This is a genomic window from Halomonas sp. ATBC28, assembly GCF_005937175.1.
Taxonomy (GTDB): Bacteria; Pseudomonadota; Gammaproteobacteria; order Pseudomonadales; family Halomonadaceae; genus Vreelandella; species Vreelandella titanicae.
On sequence record NZ_VCQL01000004.1, the window covers coordinates 142,928 to 164,314 of the forward strand.

Here is a 21,387-nt window from a genome sequence, read left to right on the forward strand (position 1 = left end):
TTTAAATACATGTCCTGGGTTTTGCCGGAAGCACGGTTAGTAAGTGTCGATACTTTGGTCGTGTATCAAAAGTCGCTTCGACTTTAGCGTGATAGCTAAAGGTATAACAAGGTTATACTTGCTACTTGGGAAGTGAATCCTTTATACCCGTACAGCCACCTTCATATAATAATCGATAACATTTTTTTTGAAGCGCTGGTGTGGGCCAATTTATGTGGGCCAGTATCGAGTCACGACGTTTATTTATTTTTGCTTATGTCTGCTAGCGCGCCTTAAGACACAACCCGGTTAGTCGCAGCCCGTTTAATGAGGTTATACCCCATGGTCGATGTGGATCTATCCCAACTGCCGTTTACGCTCCTTGACGATGAGGGGCGTGACCACATTCGTCGTGGCATTGACCTGGCCTATTTTGATCGTGACGAAATCATTTTAGAGACTGGCCAAGCGGGTGAGTTCGTTTATCTGATCCATAAAGGCGAAGTGGCGGAAATCGATCCTACATTGCCCTCATCTACCGCGCGTATTGGTCACTACACGGCAGGGGACCTGTTTGGCGCGATCAGTATTCTCAACGGTAAAAGCCGCTACCGCTTTAAGGCTGAACAGGAGTGCCTGTGTTACCTAATGCCTAAAGCACTGTTTCAGCAGCTGTGTCGCCACTATCCTGATTTCAGCAGTTTTTTTCGCCAATCGCTGACCCATAAGGCGCGCCTGATGACCGAAAAGCGCGCCGAAGGTGGCGTCACCATGGCAGGCTTTATGCTGGCCAAGGTAAGCGAGTGCATGCGTGCGCCACTGCTGATGGCAGCGACGACCGATATCGCTAGCGCTGTAAAACAGCTCAACGAAAGTCACGCCGACAGCCTGCTGGTGTCGACCCAGGACGACACCCTCGGCATGGTGACCAAAACCGATCTGCTCAACGCCTTAGTGCTAAAGGGCAGCGCGGTAACATCATCGGTGGATAAGATCGCCCATTTTAACTTGGTGACCGTCGCACCGGATCAGTACTTATTTGAAGTATTGGTGCTGATGACCCGCCATAAAGTGGCGCGGGTGGTAGTGATGGAGCAAAACGTCTTGAAAGGCGTTGTAGAGCTCACCGACGTGCTTAGCTACTTCTCAAGCCGCAGCTATGTGGTGAGCCTGCAGATCGAGCAGGCGACCAACTTAGAGGCGCTTTCAGCTGCCAGTCAGCGCACCCCGGAGCTGGCCAAAGCGCTGATGGCCCAGGGCGTTAAGCTGCGCTTTGCGATGGATCTGCTTGCGGCACTAAACGGCCGTATTATTAGCAAGGCCTGGGAGTTCACTGTCGATAAGCGCTATCACGAGCAGAGCTGCATGATGGTGATGGGCAGCGAAGGGCGCGGTGAGCAGATTCTAAAAACGGATCAGGATAACGGCTTGATTCTTGCCGATGAAACCCAGTGGCCTGATCTTGCCAGCCATATGCAAACGCTCACCGATACCCTGATTCAGCTTGGTTACCCGCCGTGCCCCGGCAACATTATGGTGTCTAACCCCGAGTGGGTGGCCACGGTATCCCAATGGAAAGGTAATATTGCCAAGTGGGCCAGGGAGCGTGATGGCGATAGCCTGATGAAGCTGGCCATTATGCTCGATGCTCATGGCGTGGCGGGCAACCCGAGCTTGCTTGAGAGCGTGCGCGATGAGCTGTTTGAACGCTGCTCGGGCGATGAGCTGCTGCTTTCCTATTTTGCCCGCACGGCGCTGCGCTTTTCGACGCCGCTGACGCTGTTTGGTTCGCTGAAAAAGCCTCAGCACGGTATCGATATCAAGAAAGGCGGTATTTTCCCTATCGTGCACGGTGTGCGCACCATGGCGCTTGAGCGGCGCATCAAAGCCACCTCGACGTTTGATCGCTTGGATGCCCTGGTTACTGACGGCCGGTTGGATCGCCGTTTTGCCGATGACCTGGGCGAAGCGTTGGCGCTCTTTTCTGAGCTGCGCCTCAAGCAGCAGCTAAGTACGCTGGAAACTTCTGCGGATGCGAAAGAAACTAACGCCCAAAGCAGCAGACGCGCTAACCGTGTCGTGGTGCAGAACCTCTCTTCCCTGGAGCGCGACCTACTGCGCGAAGCGATGCATATTGTCAAAGACTTTAAGCAGCGGCTTTCCCACCGTTACCATTTGGAGTATTCGTGAGCGGAATGCGGCTGTTAGATCGACATGTGACGCTATTTAGCGGCTCGCTGCGCACCTTGTTAAGGCGTGAAAGTGACCGGCGTCGTTGTGCAGATTCCCCCTATGCCTGGCTGTTTCAGCCCTATATGGGCGAAGAGCTGGTGGCGCTCGCCTGCACAGCAACGCCCACGCAATCATCACCTGTGATCAGCGTGGCGGCAGTGGTGCTGAGCCATCAGCAGGTGCATACCAGTCGTGCTTTTGTGATCACCCTTGGTAGCGCAAAGCAGCCCGAGAGCGCAACGCTGCGCCGTCATCACTTGCTGTGCGAGGCGGGGGAGATACTGCCACCAAATAGTGATAACTTGAGCGCGCTAGTAGAATTTATCGGCAATCGGCCCATCGTTGGCTGGCAGTTAGAGAAGCGCATTGGAGCATTGAATGCACTACTCAGTAAGCGGCTGAATTTTGCCCTGCCCAACGCCCAGGTCGATGTGGCAAAACTGCATCAGCGCCAACTGCGCCGTTTGCACCCGGAGGTCGAAGCGCCCAGCAGCTTCGCCCAGGCGTTGGCATGCTGGCAAGTACCCGTCATGGGCATGCAGAGTGTGCTTGGAGAGGCCACCGCCAGCGCACTGCTGTATATGCGCCTGCAGCGTATTATGGCGCAGGTGGCATAGTAGTCTCTTTCGTCGTGGCGAGGACAGCTTTCCGCGAGGGCGCTGTGAACCCCTCCCTGGGCGCTACTTTTGTCATCCATGACAAAAGACCCTCGCTCCAAGCTGCCCTCGCACCGAGGTATGGTGCAGCGGTCAAAATAGTCACTTCCAATTGCGATATCTTGTGTGGCTACGTCTGATTAGTTGGGTCAGGCGGTGAGTGTTGTTAGAATAGTTATTACTTTTTTCTCTCACGCCTTCTACCCTCGGCAGTGCTTATACCATGCAAACTCTTGATCACTTTGATCCTGCTCACCTTGATACGGTTGGAGCCACCCCAGCTGACGCTGAGCACGACCAGCCTGAGCTGGCTGATGCGAAGCAGAAGCGTGAATTTAACAAGCTGCAAAAGCGTCTGCGCCGAGAAGTGGGCAATGCGATCATTGATTATCAAATGATCAATGAAGGTGATCGCGTAATGGTCTGCCTCTCCGGTGGAAAGGACAGCTACACGATGCTGGAGATTTTGCGCAATTTGCAGCGCAATGCGCCGGTCAATTTTTCGCTGGTAGCGGTCAATCTGGATCAAAAACAGCCGGGTTTTCCCGAGCACGTATTGCCTGCGTATCTGGATAAGCAGGGCGTGGAGTACCACATTGTCGAGCGCGATACTTACTCGGTGGTAAAAGAGAAAACCCCGGAAGGTAAAACCACCTGCGCGCTTTGTTCACGGCTGCGGCGCGGCTCGTTGTATGGCTTTGCCGAAGAGATTGGCGCCAATAAGATAGCCCTGGGCCATCACCGGGAAGATATTCTCGAAACACTGTTTCTCAATATGTTCTTTGGCGGCAACCTGAAAGCGATGCCGCCAAAGCTGCTATCCGATGATGGGAAGAATATCGTTATTCGGCCGTTGGCCTACTGCAAAGAGGCTGATATCGCCGAGTTTTCGCGGCTGATGGCGTTTCCGATTATTCCCTGCAACCTGTGCGGTTCACAGCCTAATATGCAGCGTCAGGTGGTCAAAGAGATGCTCGCCGAGTGGGACAAAAAGTTTCCTGGCCGCCTGGAGAGCATGTTCAAGGCTGTCACCAACATTGCCCCTTCCCAGTTGGCCGACCGCAGCCTGTTCGATTTTGAAGGCCTTGAGGCCAAGCAAGCAGAGCTACTGGCGGGGCGTATCCAAGCCTTTAACGTCAGCTAACTGTTTGCTCTTCCTCTTCGGCGAGGGTAATCAAGCGCGGCATATCGAGAATGTTGACCTCTCGCCCGGAGACCGCCACCACGCTCTGCTGCTGAAAGCGGCTTAGTATGCGGCTGACCGTTTCCACCGCTAAGCCCAGGTAGTTGCCGATATCAGCCCTGGGCATTGAGAGGCGAAAGCTGTAAGGCGAGTAGCCCCGGCGACGAAAACGATCCGAGAGGGTAATCAAAAAACTTGCTAGCCGCTGATCGGCGGTTTTACGCGAAAGTAGCCGCATCATACGCCGGTCATCGCGCAACTCTTTGCTCATGCTACGATAAAGCTGGCCACGCAGTTCGGGTAGCTCCTCCGAGAGTAAGTCCAGGCGGTCAAAAGGAATCTCGCAGACGGTGGTCGTTTCCAGGGCGATAACGCTACCGGGGTAATGCTCTTCGTCAATGCCATCCAACCCCACCAATTCACTGGGCAGGTAGAAATTGGTCAACTGCTCGCTGCCGTTACCTTCGGCGGTGATCTGTTTCAAACTGCCCGAACGGACTGCGTAAACGCTGGTAAAGGTGTCGCCCTGACGAAACAGCGGTTCGCCTTTTTTCAGCGGCGCGCGACGACGAATAATGGCGTCGAACTGCCCCACGTCGTCCAGCTCAAGGGCAAGTGGCAGGCACAGTGAGCTCAAACTGCAGGTTTGGCAGCGAGCTTCATGGAGTAGCGAGCGCCGACGGCTCATGGGTTCCAACATGCTTTGCTCCTTGAGAGGGTCCCGCTTATCAATTAGAAAATCCTTACTTATTATAGTCGCTTTAGCATGCCTGCAATAAGGTGATTAAACAATCTTAGAATACTGTTGTCCCGTTTGCCCGGAAAGATGGGTATCAAACGCCATTGCTATATGGCGAATCAGCAGCCGCCCCGTCGGCGTGGCGTTAAGCTGATCACCGCGGCGGGTCAGCAGGCCATCCTGTTCGGCGCTCTGCAGGCGCTCAAGCGCTGGCGCAAAGTAGCGGGGGGCATCGATGTTCCAGCGTTGACTAACGGCGGCCAGGTCAATGCCCATATCGCACATCAGCCGCTCAATCACGTCCCGCCGGATCAGGTCGTCATCACTTAAGCGTATGCCACGCACGGTGGCAAGCTGCCCCTGATCCAGCGTCGCTTCGTAGCTTGCCAGATCGCTCGGGTTCTGCGCATAGACGTCATCAATGCGCGAAATCGCCGATACGCCAAGCCCGATTAAGTCGCACTGAGCATGGCTGGAGTAGCCCTGGAAGTTGCGCTGCAGCGAGCCTTCGCGCTGGGCAATAGCCAGGCTATCGTCAGGGCGGGCAAAGTGATCCATACCGATATGCACATAGCCAGCTGCGGTGAGCATTTCGATGGTGGTGCGCAGAATCGCTAGCTTCTCTTCTCCGCCTGGCAAGTCATCGACATTAATGCGCCGCTGCGGGGCAAAACGCTCGGGCATATGCGCGTAATTAAACACAGAAAGGCGCGCCGGGTTGAGCTCGATCACCTGGCGTAGGGTGTTGGCAAAGCTCTTTTCAGTCTGAAATGGCAAGCCATAAATTAGGTCGAGATTGAGCGAGCGAAAGCCCAGGCGATGCGCCTCCTCCATCAGCGTTTCGGTAAGTACCCGAGGCTGAATACGGTTAATCGCTTTCTGCACCAGCGGGCTTAAATCCTGCACGCCCAGGCTGATGCGATTAAAGCCGAGGGATTCGAGATGGCGCAGCGTAAACACATCCGCTTCGCGAGGATCTATTTCAATTGCGTAATCGCGATCAGCAGACGATGAAAGACCAAAACGTGCATCCAGTCGATCAATCAGGTCGCCCATCTGGTTCAAACTGAGAAATGTCGGCGTGCCGCCGCCCCAATGCAACTGCTCCACCGGTCGTGATGTATCCAAGTGGCGTGCGGTCAGCACCATTTCACGGTCAAGCCGGGCTATATAGGGCTCGGCAAGGGCAGTGTTTTTGGTAGCGATTTTATTACACGCGCAGTAGAAGCAGATCTTGCGGCAGAAGGGCACATGAACGTACAGAGAGAGCGGACGCTTACTGGCATTGCTGCGCTCCAATGCCTGGGTCAGGTCGCCAGGGGTAAATTGGTCGTGAAACGACAGCGCCGTGGGGTAGGAGGTGTAGCGTGGGCCGTTGGTGTCGTAGCGACGCAGTAACGCTTCGTCCCACACCGGCTGCATAGGGGCTGCGGCAGCAGCGGGTGCAAGAGGCAAGGCAGCAGGGGTATGAACGGGCATGAAGGGGCGCTCCGACGTTAGGAAATGCCGCTAGCCTAACCCGTGGTTAGGAGGTAAATGTTGAGCCACGTCATGCTATTAGAGGTTGTGTACCGAAAGCGTCCACAGTTGCCACAGTGCAAAAGCGATAATTGTCAGCGCTGCCACGCTGCGGGTCGCGGGGTGACGTATCAAATGGCTGAGCTGGCGGGCAGCCAGGCCAGTGGCAAGCAGCGCAGGTAGGGTGCCAAGCCCAAAGGCGCCCATGAGTAGAGCGCCCTGAAGCGGGTCGGCAATCGCTAAGCTCCAGGCCAACATGGAGTAGACCAACCCGCAGGGGAGCCAGCCCCAGAGCGCTCCCAGGGCGAAGGCTTGGGGAATATGCACTACGGGCATCAAGCGACGCCCCACGGGTTCGATAAAGCGCCATAGTCGCCGGCCAACGGCCTCAATTTTGAGCAGCCCTTTCCACCAGTTGGCGATATACAGTGCCATTAAGATCAGCATCAGCGCGGCAAATATCTGCAGCAGCAGGCGTGCCGTAGCAGAAAGGGAAAACAGCGTGCCTAGCAGCGCCACCAGCGCGCCTGCGCTCATATAGCTAATAATACGGCCTGCGTTATAGCTGAGCAGCAGGCCCCCCATGCGTGCCGGGTGGCGCATGCTAGGGGGTACTGCAAAGGTGAGCGCACTCATAATGCCGCCACACATGCCGATACAGTGGGCGCCACCCATCAAGCCGAACACAAACGCCGCCATGAGCGGCGGCAGATCAAGCCCTGTCGGATTCATGAACGGGGCTCTGGGTCGTCGGGTGAGTTTGCATCGGATGGCGCAGCGTTTTTTTGCTTGGTTTGCTGACGCTGGCGGCGCTGCTCAGGGCTAAGATCGTTTTCATCCTCATCAAATAGAATGCGGTGCGCTGGGCCTTCTAGGTCATCGAACTGATCATTTTTCACCGCCCAGAAAAACGCCCAGACGGCGAGGCCCAGCAAAATCAGGGAAAGCGGGATCAGCAGATAAAGAATCGTCATGCGGCCACCGGTGTTGAAGTGTCGAGCGTTGGCGCGTGCTGAGGTCGCCAGCGCGACAGTCGCAGGGCATTACCCACCACTACTAGCGAGCTAAGCGACATTCCAATTGCGGCTAGCCAGGGCGGCACCAGACCCATTGCCGCCAGCGGCAGCGCCGAAAAGTTGTAGCACACTGACCAAATCATGTTCTGGCGCATGATACGCCGGGTGGCGCGGGAAATCTCGATGGCCTCAAAAATCCGCATCAGACGTGGGCTGAGCAGCACTGCGTCGGCGCGGGTGCGGGCTAGATCCGTTGCGCCATTCATGGCAATCGCCACATCGGCACCGGCTAACACCGGCACGTCGTTAATGCCGTCACCAATCATCGCCACGGTTTCGCCTGCGGCTTGAAGCTCTTTCATCCGGGCCAGCTTGCCTTCTGGGCTGGTGCCCGCATGCCAGATGGCAATATTGAGCTGATCGGCCAGGCTTTCCACGGCATCTTCGGTGTCACCAGATAGCAGCTCCACGCTTAACCCCAGAGTCTGGAGGGCTTTGATCGTGGCGGCAGCGTCGTCGCGAACGCCATCGTGCAGGCCAAACCAGGCGCGGGGTGCACCGTTTTCACTAAGCAGCAGCCACTGACCTTTGGCCGGCGCCGCTATGACGTCATCCTCGGTGCTATCTATTGTGCTATCCATTGCGCTATCTATTGCAAACCTGGGCTTGCCCAACCGCCAACGAGCGCCGTTTAGGCTCCCTTCGAGCCCTTGCCCGGTGTGGCTGTGAATATCTTTGGCTTGCAGGGTCGCATCCCGGAACGGCCTAAAGGCGCGGGCGATCGGGTGTTCCGAGTGGGCCTCAAGGGCGGCGGCAATGGCCCGTGCATGCTCGGCGGTTAATTCACCAAAGGGCTGGGTTTGGGTAAGGTGCATTTCGCCGCGGGTCAGGGTGCCGGTTTTATCAAAAATCACCCGGGTAACGTTAGAGAGCGTCTCCATGGCATCGGCGCGGGTGATCAAGACACCGCGCTTTCGCAGTTGGCCATGGCCAGCTGCCAGTGCCGCGGGAGTGGCCAGCGCCAGCGCGCAGGGGCAGGTCACCACCAGCACCGAAAGTAGCACCCAGAGCATCCGTGAAGGGTCGATAAACCACCAGGCGAGGGTCACGCAAGCCGTTACTACCAGCAGGCGCAGCACGAATAGGTGTGCCATGCGCGCAGCCATCTGGGCCAGCCGTGGGCGGCTGGCAAAGGCACGGTCGGTCAGATCGACGATACCTGCTACACGGGCATCGCGCCCTGCGTGGGTAACCCTTATCACCAGCGGGTTTTCCATGTTTTGGCTACCGCCGGTAATGCGGTCGCCCACTCGGCGGGTTGCTGGTAGGTATTCGCCGGTCAGCATTGATTCGTCCAGGCTCGATTCACCCTCCTCGATGATGCCATCGGCAGGCACGCCATGGCCGGGCTTGATCAATACGCGATCGCCGGGAGTGAGTTCGCTGGCGGGCAGAATGCGCTCGCTGCCGTCACTTTCCAGCCGTGTGGCCGAAATCGGCAGCACGCCGCTCAGCGCATTGCCGCTATGCCCGCTGCGGCGCCTGGCGCGACTCTCCACGTAGCGGCCAAACAGCAAAAAGAAGGTGAACATGGTCACTGAGTCAAAATAGACCTCGCCCACGTCAAACAGCACCGCATAGCTGCTGGCAAGATACGCCCCGCCGATTGCCAGTGACACCGGCACATCCATGCCCAGTACGCCGGTGCGCAGGTCGCGCAGGGCGTTGCGGAAAAACGGCTGGGCGGAGAAAAACACCACTGGCGTGGCCAGGGCAAAGGAGAGCCAGTGGAACAGTGCGTAGAAGACGTCGCTGATTTCACCGGGGCCGGAGACATAGATCGGGATCGAGAACATCATCACCTGCATCATGCCGACGGCGGCAATAATCAGCCGACGTACGTTCATGCGCTCTTCATGCTGCAGGCGCGCCTGGGCCTGGTCTGGCTCGTAGGGCTGGGCCTCGTAGCCAATCGCGGCCAGTTCGGCCAGCAGTTGCGAAAGCTTCAGCTGCTGAGGATCCCAGCTCACCCGCAGGCGGTGGTGAGTTAAGTTCACTGCGCTGGTGGCAATTCCCGTTAAGGCATTCAGGCGGTGCTCGATCAGCCAGGCGCAGGCAGCACAGGTAATGCCTTCGATGGCGAGGGTTGCTTTGACGTTGCCCTCATCGCCGTCGGGGTGAACAAACTGTGCCTGAAGTCCGGGGTCGTCAAACACCGACCAGGTATCGGCTTTGGCAGCCTGATGTTCATCAGGGCGTTCGGGCAGTTCGGTACGGTAGCGGTAGTAGCTTTCAAGGCCCCCATCCACGATGGCATGGGCCACCGCTTCGCAGCCAGGGCAGCAGAGCGGATGGGCATGATCATCAAGGGTAATCGACCAGGGAGCCCCAGCAGGCACCGGGTTACCACAGTGATAGCAGGGCGCGGCGTTGCTCATTCGCTTGCTTTGCGTCCTCCCGGCAGTAGTGTGACGCTGTCTTCATCGGGGAATGTGGCTTCACCGGTAAGGCGCCAATCGGCATTTTCCAGCGCGGGCTGAATCTGCAGATACCAGCGGTAACGCAGGTTGTCAGGGCCTTGTGTGATATAGCGGCCGTCACGGACATGCTCAAGTACGAAGGATTGATCACGATCATCTTCGGTAGGGAAGATAAAATCCAAATAGAGTTTGTCGGGACGCGCATCGCCGCTTAAATCAATCACAATATCGCTGGTAAGCGGATCAAGGCGTAAATCTGCGCTTAGGTTTAACTCTCTGGCACGGTCTTGCTTGGCAAGCACCATATTGATGGCTTTGCCATGCTTGTAATAATCCTCCTGAACAACCATGCCATCGAAGCTTTTAACCGACATAACGGCAAAGGTAATACTAAACATAATGGATGAGAGCAGAATGCCGATTAAAAACCACGGCCAAAACTGCTTATACCAAGGCGTCACCTTATCGCCAGAGGGTAGGGATGACATAGTTGCTTATCTCCTAATATTGCCCAGGAAGCTGGTTTCGCGCTCGATACGAATATCCGCATCCTGTTGAGCCTGCAGCGTGAATACAATGGGGTGGCTGGGTTGCTGTAAATCGTCGGGATCGGCGGTCACGGTGACGGCTTCGAAGCGCGACTCCCCCGCGGGTACGCTAATAGTACTGCTGTCTAGAGTGAGGCTGGGCAATCCTGCAACGCTTAGCTGGTAGGTGTGGTCTTGATCATCCAGGTTGCGAATGGTCAGGCTAAATACATTGCTAATCTGACCGTCGCGGGTCATTTGGTAGAGCTGGGTGCGCTCGCGCTCAGCATCAAAATTGAGCGGCATACGGTCGTTAATGGCCCAGGCAAAGGTGCCCACCATCAGCACCAGGGCGGCGAAATAACCGAGCAGGCGTGGGCGCATGATATGGCTCTTTTTGCCCTCCAGGGCATTTTCGGTGGTGTAGCGCACCAAACCTCGCGGGTAGCCCATTTTATCCATCACGCTATCGCAGGCATCGATACAGGCGGCGCAGGTAATACACTCATACTGCAGTCCATCGCGGATATCGATGCCAGTAGGACAGACCTGCACGCAAAGGTCACAATCGATACAGTCGCCATAGCCTGCCTCGCGGGCTTCTAAATGGCTTAGGTTTTTTTTGCGATGGCCTCGGGGTTCGCCACGTGATTCATCGTAGGAGACGATCAATGTGTCGCGGTCAAACATGACCGATTGGAAACGCGCATAGGGGCACATGTAGATGCACACCTGTTCGCGCAGCCAGCCCGCGTTGAGGTAAGTAAATACCAGGAAAAAACCAACCCAGAAGTAGGACCAGCCGTGAGCTTCAAGGGTGGGGAGCTCTGTCACTAAATCACGAATCGGCGTGAAGTAACCCACAAAGGTAATGCCGGTGGCGAGGGCAATGAGCAGCCAGGCCGTGTGTTTAGCCCCCTTGCGCCAAGCTTTGTCGGCGGTCATCGGTTGGTTATCGAGTTTGATGCGCCGATTGCGCGAGCCCTCGATACGGTGTTCAAGCCAAATGAATAGAAATGTCCAAACGCTTTGCGGACAGGTGTAGCCACACCAGACCCGACCCGCAAAAACGGTAATAAAAAATAGCCCAAAGGCGCAGATAATCAGCAGCCATGACAGCAGGATGAACTCCTGCGGGTAAAATGTGGCGCTAAAAATATGGAATTCACGGTTAGGCAGGTCGAATAGAATTAACGGCCGACCACCGATGTTAATCCACGGTAAAAGAAAAAATGCCAGCATTAACGCCCAGTTGGCACTGCGCCGTAGCTTTTGGAAAACGCCTTTAATTTCGCGCACGTAAATGTGTCGCCGCTTGGCGTACATTTCTTGGGTAACCGTTTCAGAGGGAACGTGATGTCCCACCGGATTCGGCGTGACGTCTTGGCTTGGTATCTTTTCCATGGCGATATTCCCGGCTCAGAAGGCAGGAGAGGTGGCACCTTTCTTCAACTAGACGAAATGCTCAATTAAAGGAAGTGCTTTGTTAAATATGATGCTTAGTCGCGGTCTTATGTGTTTCGTTAATATTGTATCGGGTTGGGTATAAAGAAAGGGTGCGGTTTGGGGCCGCACCCTTGCTTGGCTAGCGTTGCTGACGGTAACTGCTATCTGTCAGCGGTCAATCAGTCCGCTAAGCGCAGGCTATACACATAGGCGGCAACCAGATGAACACGCTCTTCACCAATATAGGCCGCTTGCGCAGGCATATGACCGTTACGGCCGTTACGCAGCGTTTGACGGATAGAGTCACCGACTTCCTGGCCGGGTGCCAAATAAAGCCAAGTGTTATCGGTCAGGTTGGGTGCGCCGAGAGCCGTGTTACCCGTGCCGCTGGGGCCGTGGCAGGCAGCACACACCGCCATAAAGGTGCTTTCGCCCTGTTCAGCCTGCGCCTCGTCATGTTCTTCATTAGACAGCGAAAGTACGTATTGCGTCAGGTTCTCAATATTCTCCTGACCCAGTTGCTGCCAGGAGGGCATTAGGCCGTTACGGCCATTATTGAGAGTGGTCAAAATATTTTCTGGCTCACCGCCGTATAGCCAATCGTCGTCGGTCAGGTTGGGAAAGCCATAACCGCCCTGAGCGTTGGAGCCGTGACACACCGCACAGTTGTTCTGGTAAACACGCTCGGCAACCTGCATCGCCTCCGGATCTTCGGCAAGCTCAGGAATGGGTACTTCCTGGTACTGGGCAAAAATAGGTGTGAAGCGCTCTTCGGCTTGAGCCACTTCCTCTTCCCATTGACCCTCCTGCGACCAACCAAAGATACCTGCGTAGTTGCCCAGGCCGGGATAGAGTACCAAATAGACCAGTGCAAAAATTACTGTTATGACGAAAAGCTGGAACCACCACTTTGGCAGCGGGTTGTCATACTCTTCGATGCCATCGGCGGCGTGGCCGGTGGTTTCAACGTTACCGTCCGTGTCAGGCGTTTTATCGGTACGACGGTTGGCCAGCAGTATCCATACGCTCAGCGCAATCGTGCCCAGCGTAATGATAATGATCCAGGCGCTCCAGAAGCCGGATAGGGAGTCACCCCATAGATTACTCATATATTCTTATCTCCCCTGTCGTCGCGGGAATGCGCTTCGCTGTCGCGTTCACGCGAAGCGTGCTTGTCACTGGTCGGTTGCTCATCGTCGTCTGCAAAGGGCAAATTAGCCGCTTCGTCGAAATCTGGCTTGCGTCGCTTGGAGTACGCCCAGAGGGCAATACCGATAAACGCGAAAATCAAGATCAGCGTGATGAGACCGCGAAAAGTTCCCGTATCCATAACTTAGCGAGTGCCCTCGAGCACGGTTCCGAGCTGCTGTAAGTACGCGACCAGGGCCGTGATTTCCTGGGTGCCGCGTACGTCGTCAGTAGCGTTGGCGATATCTTCGTCGGTATAGGGCACGCCCAGTTGACGCAGCGTACGCATCTTTTGGGGAGTGGCATCACCATCGAGGGTGTTTTCAAACAGCCAGGGGTAAGCCGGCATTACCGATTCAGGGACTACATCCCGGGGGTTGTAGAGGTGAGCACGGTGCCAGTCATCGCTATAGCGGCCGCCAACACGCGCCAGGTCTGGACCGGTGCGCTTGGAGCCCCATAGGAAGTTGTGCTCATATACCTGCTCGCCCGCCACATTGTAGTGGCCATAGCGCTCGGTTTCCGCACGGAACGGGCGCACCATTTGCGAGTGACAGCCCACGCAACCTTCGCGGCGATAGATGTCACGGCCTTCCAGCTCCAGGGCTGACAGCGGCTCCAGGCCTTCAACCGGCTCGGTGGTCTGCTTCTGGAAAAACAGTGGAACCACCTCCGCCAAGCCGCCGAAACTGATCACGACAAGGATCAACACGGCAAGCAGGCCAACGTTCTTTTCGACAATCTCGTGTTTCATTGGTCTCAACTTCCCCGGTTTAAGCAGCTTGTGGCGCTGAATGGCTGATGGCCTCACGACGCTTAACGGTCATGTAAACGTTGAACGCCATGATCAGCATGCCGGTGACCCAGAAGAGGCCGCCGATTAAGCGAACAAAGTAGCCCGGTGCGCTGGCTTCAACGGCTTCAACAAAGGTGTACATCAAGGTGCCGTCAGGGTTGATCGCACGCCACATCAAGCCTTGCAGAATACCGTTAACCCACATGGAGGCGATGTATAGCACGGTGCCGATCGTGGCCAGCCAGAAGTGCACGGCGATCAGGTTGATCGAGTACATTTCAGTGCGACCAAAGACGCGCGGAATCAGGTGATACATCGAGCCGATGGTGATCATCGCTACCCAACCGAGCGCACCAGAGTGAACGTGACCAATGGTCCAGTCAGTGTAGTGCGAAAGCGCGTTGACGGTCTTAATCGCCATCATAGGGCCTTCAAAGGTAGACATGCCGTAGAACGACAGAGCAACCACCAAGAAGCGTAGCGTGGGGTCCGTGCGCAGCTTATGCCAAGCTCCTGACAGGGTCATCATGCCGTTGATCATGCCACCCCAGGAGGGAGCCAGCAGGATGATCGACATAACCATGCCCAGCGACTGTGCCCAGTTCGGCAGCGCTGTGTAGTGCAGGTGGTGAGGGCCTGCCCACATGTAGATCATGATCAATGCCCAGAAGTGGACGATTGAAAGACGGTAGGAGTAGATCGGACGCTCAGCCTGCTTCGGCACGAAGTAGTACATCATGCCCAGGAAGCCTGCAGTTAGGAAGAAGCCTACCGCGTTGTGTCCATACCACCACTGCACCATCGCATCCACTGCTCCGGCATAGATCGAGGTGGAGTACATGGGGGTCACTGGGATGGCCGCGTTGTTGACGATATGCAGCACCGCAACGGTCAAAATAAACGCCGCGAAGAACCAGTTCGCCACATAAATGTGCGACGTGGTGCGTTTTTTGATCGTCATTAGGAACACAATGGCGTAGCTGATCCATACGACCGCGATCAAAATATTGATCGGCCACTCAAGCTCAGCGTACTCCTTGGTCGTGGTGTAGCCCATGGGCAGGGACACTACCGCTGAGATAATGACCGCTTGCCAGCCCCAAAAGGTAAAGGCCGCTAATTTGTCAGAGAAAAGCCGTGTCTGACAGGTACGCTGGACAACGTAGTACGACGTGGCAAAGAGCGCCGAACCGCCAAAGGCGAAAATTACGGCGTTAGTGTGTAACGGACGCAGGCGCCCAAAGCTAGTCCAAGGTAGGCCAAGGTTCAGTTGCGGCCAAACCAGTTGCGAGGCGAGGATGACACCCACTGTCATTCCCACAATGCCCCACACAACGGTCATAATCGCGAACTGCCGAACCACCTTGTAGTTGTAGGTCGGGTGTTCAAATGCTGTGCTCATGTCATGTTCCCATCGAACGCGGTTAGGGGGTAACCCGTGGCATTTTGCACGGGTGCGACCACCCGCTTGATGATGCAGGTCAAGATCCGACCAAGATTCTAGCGCAGCCAGGGCTTAACCTGAACACACCAATTGGTTAAAGACTGAATTATCAGGAGCGATAGGTGTCACATTACGTTTTGTCTGGGTATATCGAGGTGCCTCCCAAGGGGTTAAAAGAGACGCTTAAGCGCCAGCCAAATGGCGCCTTTCTGGTGCAGGGCATGGGGCCGTTAACTGTTCATGGTCACGCCAAGCTAGGTCGGTTGCTGTTTGCCCATGGCGCAGGGGCTGGTCAGCAGTCACCCTTCATGCGTCAATTTGTCACCTCGCTGGCGGCTCAGGGTGTTCAGGTTTTATGTATTGATTTCCCCTATATGCAGCAGATGCAGGAAACCGGCAAACGTCGACCGCCGCCGCCTATCGCCCAGACCCTTGATCAGTTTGCCCAATGGTATGCGCTACTTGCTGACCTATTTGACGAACCGCTATGGATTGGAGGCAAATCGATGGGCGGCCGAGTGGCGACCCTATTTGCCAGTGAACAGCCATGCAAGGGCACTGCGCCGGGTGTAGTGATAGCAGGTTACCCATTTCATCCTACTAAAGCGCCTGACAAGCTTCGTTTGGATCACTGGCCCAAGATTGCCTGCCCCATGCTGATTTTACAGGGTGAGCGTGATCCTTTCGGTACTCGAGACGAGGTAGCCGGCTATATACTGCCGCCAAACGCGCAGCTTGCTTGGCTGACGGATGGCGACCATGACTTTAAGCCGCGGCGATTTTCTGGCCTGACCCAAACGGTTTTGATTGACGAGGCTACCCAAGTTGCGGCATCCTTCGTCCGCGCTCATGGCACAGGCCTTACGCAAGAGAGTAACGCGCTGGTTTAGAATACGATTTTTAAACGCGGCATGTTGACATTCGGTAAGCCTTCTGTAGAATGCAGCGCCACGTGACCAGCGGGTGGTTAGCTCAGTTGGGAGAGCACCAGCCTTACAAGCTGGGGGTCACTGGTTCGAACCCAGTACCACCCACCATCTTAAGTTTTTGAAAGATGGTCTGGAAGTGTGAAAGTAGTACCTAGTACGACCTGTATTTGATGTGCATAACGGACCGGTAGTTCAGTCGGTTAGAATGCCGGCCTGTCACGCCGGAGGTCGCGAGTTCGAGTCTCGTCCGGTCCGCCATCATCAAATCAACGTCTGCTAATAGTTGTTATCGCAATTCGGACCGGTAGTTCAGTCGGTTAGAATGCCGGCCTGTCACGCCGGAGGTCGCGAGTTCGAGTCTCGTCCGGTCCGCCACGATAACTGCTAAGCTAAGCTGGTAAGAAAAAGTTGGTAAGCACAGCAATTATTTACCAATGGATTGGGTGGTTAGCTCAGTTGGGAGAGCACCAGCCTTACAAGCTGGGGGTCACTGGTTCGAACCCAGTACCACCCACCATCGTCTACCCTTTGGAAGCGCCTCTGAACCGCTTATAAATGTTAGCTTCGATGGTTGTTTTAAAAGTGCTTTAACGTGGACCGGTAGTTCAGTCGGTTAGAATGCCGGCCTGTCACGCCGGAGGTCGCGAGTTCGAGTCTCGTCCGGTCCGCCATTAAGCATTTGAGTTGTTAGCAATATATCGGCATTGGCCGAACGAATTCAAAAAAAGCCCGGATCATTGATCCGGGCTTTTTCGTATGTCTGCATCTTAAGTTGCAGCTGTTAGCCCGTAATCGCGGCAACGCCTGCTTTGGCAACCTGCACATCCTGGTCGGGTTTTACGCCGGAAATGCCCACGGCACCTACCACATGACCGTCAACAGTAATCGGCACGCCACCTGAAAGCAGGCCTTGCAGCGGTGCGGTGACGAACGCAGTGCGGCCGCCATTAATCATCTCTTCAAACACCTGGGTCTCTTTACGACCTAGCGCCGCACTGCGCGCTTTTTGCGTAGCGACTTCGGCGCTGAAAGGGGCTGCGCCATCCAAACGCCGCAGCGCTAACAGGTGGCCGCCGTCGTCGGTTACTGCGATGGTCACCGGCCAGCTGTTGCTGTCAGCCTCTTTCTGAGCGGCGTCGAGTACGTTGATCACATCGCTCTGAGCGAGAATGGCTTTTGTTTGCATGTTTGAATCCTTGTTAAGGGAGGAGTGAAAATAGCCGCGCTGTTAAAACCTGCGCGGCTTGGGGTTAAGGGTTAGTGGTGAAGCGTTAAGTGAGCGCTGCATCGACGATCTCAACCCAGTGGCGTACCGGAGTGCGATTGGCGCCCGCCAAGTGGGTTTGGCAACCGATATTAGCCGTCACGATCATCTCTGGGTCTCCGGCCTCCAGCGCATTGAGCTTATTGTCGCGCAGTTGGGTGGCCAGTTCGGGTTGGGTGATCGAATAGGTACCCGCCGAACCGCAGCAAAGATGCGCATCCTGCACCGGGGTTAGCGCGAAGCCAAGCTTGCCCAGCACGCCTTCGACCGCACCGTTAAGTTTTTGGGCATGCTGCAGCGTACAGGGGCAGTGGAACGCCAGTCGTTGCGATGCGTTAACGTTCAAGGCGTCCAGCGGCTCATCTCGCAGGATTTCGACAATATCTTTGGCTAGAGTGCTCACCTTTTGCGCTTTAACGGCGTAGTCAGGGTCATCCTTGAGCATGTAACCATACTCTTTGACAAAGGCGCCGCAGCCACTGGCGGTTTGAACGATGGCTTCGGTGCCTTGCTCAATGTACGGCCACCAGGCATCAATATTGGCGCGCATGCGTGCACGGCCATCGTTCTGGGCATTAAGGTGGAAATCAACGGCGCCACAGCAGCCCGCTTCAGCCACCGGCGTTACGCTTATACCAAGCCGATCAAGAATCCGCGTGGTGGCAGCATTGGTATTGGGTGATAGCCCCGGCTGAACGCAGCCTTCCAGTATCAATACCCGCCGGGTATGGCGGTTGGCATCCGGGCGTGCGCCTGCATCTATCGGCGCTGCGGGCATTTTATTACGCAGCTTGCTAGGCACCAGTGGTTTAAAGGTTTGCCCCAGCTTTAGCAGCGCTTGGAAACGTTTGGGCTCGACCATCATTTTTCGCAGCGCATAGCGCTGGGCCCGCTCACCTGCCGGGCGAGGAACGCGCCGCTCAATTTCGGCACGGCCAATGTTGAGCAGCTTGTGGTACTCCACGCCGGAAGGGCAGGTGGTTTCACAGTTAAGACAGGTAAGGCAGCGATCAAGATGAAGGCGCGTCTCATCGGTTACCTGATCGTCATCGTCGCGGCTCTCCAGCAGCTCTTTCATTAGATAGATACGCCCACGAGGGCCATCGCGCTCATCGCCTAACAACTGGTACGTCGGGCAGGTGGCGTTACAAAAACCGCAGTGCACGCAGGTGCGCAGTATGCGATCTGCTTCTTGAATATGCGGCTTCTGAAGGTCGGCATCGGTAAAGTGCGTCTGCATGTCAGCTCTCCTGATTAAAACGCCGCATAAAGACGACCGGGGTTAAAAATGCCATGGGCATCCAGCTCCGCCTTTAGATTGCGATGATATTTCTCGACCACTGCATTGAGCGGTGTGAATGGATCTGCGGCGCCGCCCTGGAGCTGAGGTGTGTAGCAAGTGGCGTGGCCGCCTACTGCGCTACAGGCATCGCGCAGGGTACTGGCATCCAAGGTGGTTTTCAGCCAGCGCTGGCTGCCCGCCCAGTCGTAAAAAATATCGGCCTCGGGAATATCCAGCGCCAGCGGCGCGGTGTTGGGCGGTAGTGACAGCCGCCACAGCGATTGGTCGGCGCTACAGGTGAAAAATGCGTGAGTATGGTCGCGTAGTTCTTGCCAGAAGTTGGCATCAAGTGGCTCGCCACCTAGACTTGCCTGGGTTGCGGCCACAGAGCTTTTGCCGCCTTCCAAGCGCAAAAACAGTTCGCCGTGGTGCCAAGCGGCGGCGGTAATCGGTAGCGGTTTTCGGCCCAGTTCGGCGAGTTTTTTAAGCGCCTCATCCAGCCCAATGGTTAAGCGCAGGCTGTGAGTCGCGGTGGGAATAGGCAGCACTTTAAAGGAGATGTCGGTCAATACGCCGAGCGTGCCCTGAGCGCCTGCCATCAGGCGCGACAGGTCGTAACCGGCGACATTTTTCATCACTTCGCCGCCAAAGCGGAGGAGTTTACCCTCTTGGGTGATTATTCGCGTGCCCAGCACAAAGTCACGGACTGCGCCTGCCCAGGGACGGCGTGGGCCAGAGAGGCCGGTGGCCACGGCACCACCAATGGTAGACGCTTCACCAAACATGGGCGGCTCAAAGCCCAGCATTTGGTGTTTCTCTGCCAGTACTTCCTGCAGGTCGCTAAGCCGAGTGCCAGCGCGCACGGTCACTACCAGTTCCACTGGGTCATAGCTCACAATGCCACTATGTTCGGCCATCTGCAGTGCTTGGCCTTCCACCGGTCGGCCATAAAAGGCGCGGGTATCTCCGCCTACAATGCGAAGCGGTGTGCGTGCGTCATAGGCGCTGCGTACCTGTTCACACAGGGCATCAGCGATATCGCGGTCAGCAATCGCTCGTTCGGTCATGGTCTTTCCCACTATTGGTCTTTTCCATTATTCGTTTTGGCTAATTATTGTCTTAGCTTCGGCTTGGCTCGCTGCTAGAAGCGCGGTAGCTCCGGATGCGGTAGTTCGTTATTATGCACATGCATAGCACCAAACTCGGCGCAGCGGGCCAGCGTCGGAATATTCTTTCCGGGGTTAAGCAGTCGCTGTGGATCAAAGGCAGCCTTCAAGGCATGAAAAACGCTGATTTCATCCGCCTGGAATTGGCTGCACATTTGATTGATCTTTTCGCGCCCAACGCCATGTTCGCCGGTGATCGAACCGCCCGCGGCCACGCATAGCTCAAGAATCTTGCCGCCCACCTCTTCGGCAAGCGCCAACTGGCCTTCTTTATTGGCATCAAACAGGATCAGCGGGTGCATATTGCCATCGCCGGCGTGGAACACGTTGGCCACCGCCAGGCCACTCTCTTCTGAAAGTGCGGCAATGCCTTTCAGCACGCGGGGGAGCTCTCGGCGGGGGATGGTGCCATCCATGCAGTAGTAATCCGGTGACATACGGCCCACTGCAGGGAAGGCATTCTTACGCCCAGCCCAGAACTTGGCGCGCTCGGCTTCATCCCGGGCCTGTTGGATATTGGTGGCCCCGGCGGCTTCCAGTACGCGGCGAACGGTGTCGCAGTCGTCGTCCACGTCGGCTTCAACGCCATCCAGTTCGCAGAGTAGAATCGCCTCGGCATCGAGGGGGTAGCCAGCTTTGACAAAATCCTCGGCGGCTTTGATGGCGAGTTTGTCCATCATCTCCAGGCCACCAGGAATAATGCCTGCGGCAATGATATCACCGACGGCGCGACCGGCTTTCTCGACATCGTCGAAGCTTGCCATCAGTACTTTGGCGGTTTCCGGCTTGGGCAGTAGCTTGACGGTAATTTCGGTGACCACGCCGAGCATGCCCTCAGAGCCGTTCATCAATGCCAGTAGGTCAAAGCCTGGCGCATCAAAAGACTCAGCGCCCAGCGTCATGTGCTCGCCCTCGATCGTGAGCACATCGACGCGCATCACGTTATGCACCGTTAGGCCATATTTTAAGCAGTGTACGCCGCCGGCGTTTTCGGCCACGTTACCACCGATAGAGCAGGCAATTTGTGAGGAGGGATCCGGCGCGTAGTAAAGGCCATAAGGCGCAGCTGCTTCGGAAATCGCCAGGTTGCGCACACCGGGTTGAACTCGCGCCAAGCGGGCCTCAGGGTCGACTTTGAGAATTTGGTTAAAACGCGACATTACTAAAAGTACGCCCTGTTCCAGCGGCAGCGCACCGCCGGAAAGTCCAGTACCCGCGCCGCGAGTGACCACAGGCACGCCAAGCGCATGGCAGCGCTTGAGCAGCTCTTTCACCTGATCAAAGGTTTCAGGCAGCGCCACCAGCATCGGCAGCACGCGATAGGCCGCCAGCCCATCGCACTCAAAGGGGCGCAGGTCTTCTTCGCGATGCAGCAGCGTCATATCAGGAACGGCTTGCTGCAGGTCGGTTAAGACTTCGCTTTTATCGCGCCGAACCAGTGCACCGTCCAGGCGCTCATCAAAGAGGATATTCATTAAGACATCCCATGCTTATTATCGTTAAAGGTAAATGCTAAAACGGTCTGTAGATAACATGGCCTCA

At 56.0% G+C, this 21,387-nt stretch carries 19 protein-coding genes and 5 tRNA genes; 9 read left to right on the top strand and 15 right to left on the bottom strand.

Annotation, left to right across the window (positions count from 1 at the left end; genetic code table 11):
- Positions 1 to 321 precede the first annotated feature (321 nt).
- The 3 genes from E0L35_RS05675 to ttcA all read left to right on the top strand — a co-directional run bounded on the left by E0L35_RS05675 (position 322) and on the right by ttcA (position 4,011).
- Positions 322 to 2,169, top strand: a complete 1,848-nt coding sequence (locus E0L35_RS05675) for a DUF294 nucleotidyltransferase-like domain-containing protein (protein WP_138799868.1) — start codon at positions 322 to 324, stop codon at positions 2,167 to 2,169.
- 5 nt (positions 2,170 to 2,174) lie between these two features.
- Positions 2,175 to 2,828, top strand: coding sequence for a DNA polymerase III subunit epsilon (locus E0L35_RS05680; RefSeq protein ID WP_035537845.1), 654 nt, complete (start codon positions 2,175 to 2,177; stop codon positions 2,826 to 2,828).
- A gap of 262 nt (positions 2,829 to 3,090) precedes the next feature.
- On the top strand, positions 3,091 to 4,011 hold the full coding sequence (gene ttcA / locus E0L35_RS05685) for a tRNA 2-thiocytidine(32) synthetase TtcA (RefSeq protein WP_027958142.1): 921 nt from the start codon (positions 3,091 to 3,093) through the stop codon (positions 4,009 to 4,011).
- Here ttcA and fnr read toward each other — a convergent pair.
- From fnr to ccoN, 11 genes are all read right to left on the bottom strand, one after another.
- Positions 4,004 to 4,750, bottom strand: a complete 747-nt coding sequence (gene fnr, locus E0L35_RS05690; RefSeq protein WP_022522221.1) for a fumarate/nitrate reduction transcriptional regulator Fnr — start codon at positions 4,748 to 4,750, stop codon at positions 4,004 to 4,006. The genes ttcA and fnr overlap by 8 nt on opposite strands.
- A gap of 84 nt (positions 4,751 to 4,834) precedes the next feature.
- The gene (gene hemN / locus E0L35_RS05695; protein WP_027958141.1) at positions 4,835 to 6,268 is read right to left on the bottom strand and encodes an oxygen-independent coproporphyrinogen III oxidase; all 1,434 of its coding nucleotides are present in this window, start codon (positions 6,266 to 6,268) and stop codon (positions 4,835 to 4,837) included.
- 78 nt (positions 6,269 to 6,346) lie between these two features.
- Positions 6,347 to 7,039, bottom strand: a complete 693-nt coding sequence (locus E0L35_RS05700) for a sulfite exporter TauE/SafE family protein (protein ID WP_027958140.1) — start codon at positions 7,037 to 7,039, stop codon at positions 6,347 to 6,349.
- Complete coding sequence (ccoS, locus tag E0L35_RS05705) at positions 7,036 to 7,281, bottom strand: cbb3-type cytochrome oxidase assembly protein CcoS (RefSeq protein ID WP_027958139.1); 246 nt, start codon at positions 7,279 to 7,281, stop codon at positions 7,036 to 7,038. The genes E0L35_RS05700 and ccoS overlap by 4 nt, the downstream gene beginning before the upstream one ends.
- Positions 7,278 to 9,761 (bottom strand): heavy metal translocating P-type ATPase, encoded by a 2,484-nt coding sequence (locus E0L35_RS05710; RefSeq protein WP_138799869.1) that lies wholly within the window; start codon positions 9,759 to 9,761, stop codon positions 7,278 to 7,280. Before E0L35_RS05710 ends, ccoS begins: the two co-directional genes overlap by 4 nt.
- A complete protein-coding gene (locus E0L35_RS05715; protein WP_009287410.1) occupies positions 9,758 to 10,291 on the bottom strand; it encodes a FixH family protein in 534 nt (177 codons plus the stop codon). The genes E0L35_RS05710 and E0L35_RS05715 overlap by 4 nt, the downstream gene beginning before the upstream one ends.
- Positions 10,292 to 10,297: 6 nt before the next feature.
- On the bottom strand, positions 10,298 to 11,734 hold the full coding sequence (gene ccoG, locus E0L35_RS05720) for a cytochrome c oxidase accessory protein CcoG (RefSeq protein WP_009287409.1): 1,437 nt from the start codon (positions 11,732 to 11,734) through the stop codon (positions 10,298 to 10,300).
- Between the two features lie 221 nt (positions 11,735 to 11,955).
- Positions 11,956 to 12,885, bottom strand: a complete 930-nt coding sequence (gene ccoP / locus E0L35_RS05725) for a cytochrome-c oxidase, cbb3-type subunit III (protein WP_027958137.1) — start codon at positions 12,883 to 12,885, stop codon at positions 11,956 to 11,958.
- A complete protein-coding gene (locus E0L35_RS05730; RefSeq protein ID WP_022522227.1) occupies positions 12,882 to 13,106 on the bottom strand; it encodes a CcoQ/FixQ family Cbb3-type cytochrome c oxidase assembly chaperone in 225 nt (74 codons plus the stop codon). The genes ccoP and E0L35_RS05730 overlap by 4 nt, the downstream gene beginning before the upstream one ends.
- A gap of 3 nt (positions 13,107 to 13,109) precedes the next feature.
- On the bottom strand, positions 13,110 to 13,718 hold the full coding sequence (ccoO, locus tag E0L35_RS05735; protein ID WP_022522228.1) for a cytochrome-c oxidase, cbb3-type subunit II: 609 nt from the start codon (positions 13,716 to 13,718) through the stop codon (positions 13,110 to 13,112).
- Positions 13,719 to 13,737: 19 nt separating this feature from the next.
- Entirely contained in the window at positions 13,738 to 15,162 is a 1,425-nt protein-coding gene (gene ccoN, locus E0L35_RS05740; RefSeq protein ID WP_022522229.1) for a cytochrome-c oxidase, cbb3-type subunit I, read from the bottom strand.
- Between the two features lie 164 nt (positions 15,163 to 15,326).
- Between ccoN and E0L35_RS05745 the strand changes: the two genes are divergently transcribed.
- The 6 genes from E0L35_RS05745 to E0L35_RS05770 all read left to right on the top strand — a co-directional run bounded on the left by E0L35_RS05745 (position 15,327) and on the right by E0L35_RS05770 (position 16,804).
- Positions 15,327 to 16,094: an alpha/beta fold hydrolase gene (locus tag E0L35_RS05745; protein WP_027958136.1), complete on the top strand. Its 768-nt coding sequence runs from the start codon at positions 15,327 to 15,329 to the stop codon at positions 16,092 to 16,094.
- A 71-nt stretch (positions 16,095 to 16,165) separates the two neighbouring features.
- Positions 16,166 to 16,241 (top strand) — tRNA-Val (locus E0L35_RS05750).
- Positions 16,242 to 16,314: 73 nt separating this feature from the next.
- A tRNA-Asp gene (locus E0L35_RS05755) sits at positions 16,315 to 16,391 on the top strand.
- Between the two features lie 40 nt (positions 16,392 to 16,431).
- Positions 16,432 to 16,508: transfer RNA gene (locus tag E0L35_RS05760), tRNA-Asp, on the top strand.
- A 66-nt stretch (positions 16,509 to 16,574) separates the two neighbouring features.
- Positions 16,575 to 16,650, top strand: a tRNA-Val gene (locus E0L35_RS05765).
- Positions 16,651 to 16,727: 77 nt separating this feature from the next.
- Positions 16,728 to 16,804: transfer RNA gene (locus E0L35_RS05770), tRNA-Asp, on the top strand.
- 110 nt (positions 16,805 to 16,914) lie between these two features.
- Here E0L35_RS05770 and E0L35_RS05775 read toward each other — a convergent pair.
- From E0L35_RS05775 to glcD, 4 genes are all read right to left on the bottom strand, one after another.
- Positions 16,915 to 17,319, bottom strand: coding sequence for a heme-binding protein (locus E0L35_RS05775; RefSeq protein WP_022522231.1), 405 nt, complete (start codon positions 17,317 to 17,319; stop codon positions 16,915 to 16,917).
- Positions 17,320 to 17,404: 85 nt separating this feature from the next.
- Positions 17,405 to 18,637 (bottom strand): glycolate oxidase subunit GlcF, encoded by a 1,233-nt coding sequence (glcF, locus tag E0L35_RS05780; RefSeq protein WP_027958135.1) that lies wholly within the window; start codon positions 18,635 to 18,637, stop codon positions 17,405 to 17,407.
- Between the two features lie 14 nt (positions 18,638 to 18,651).
- A complete protein-coding gene (gene glcE, locus E0L35_RS05785; protein ID WP_022522233.1) occupies positions 18,652 to 19,746 on the bottom strand; it encodes a glycolate oxidase subunit GlcE in 1,095 nt (364 codons plus the stop codon).
- 74 nt (positions 19,747 to 19,820) lie between these two features.
- Positions 19,821 to 21,320, bottom strand: a complete 1,500-nt coding sequence (glcD, locus tag E0L35_RS05790; RefSeq protein WP_027958133.1) for a glycolate oxidase subunit GlcD — start codon at positions 21,318 to 21,320, stop codon at positions 19,821 to 19,823.
- Between the last annotated feature and the right edge of the window lie 67 nt (positions 21,321 to 21,387).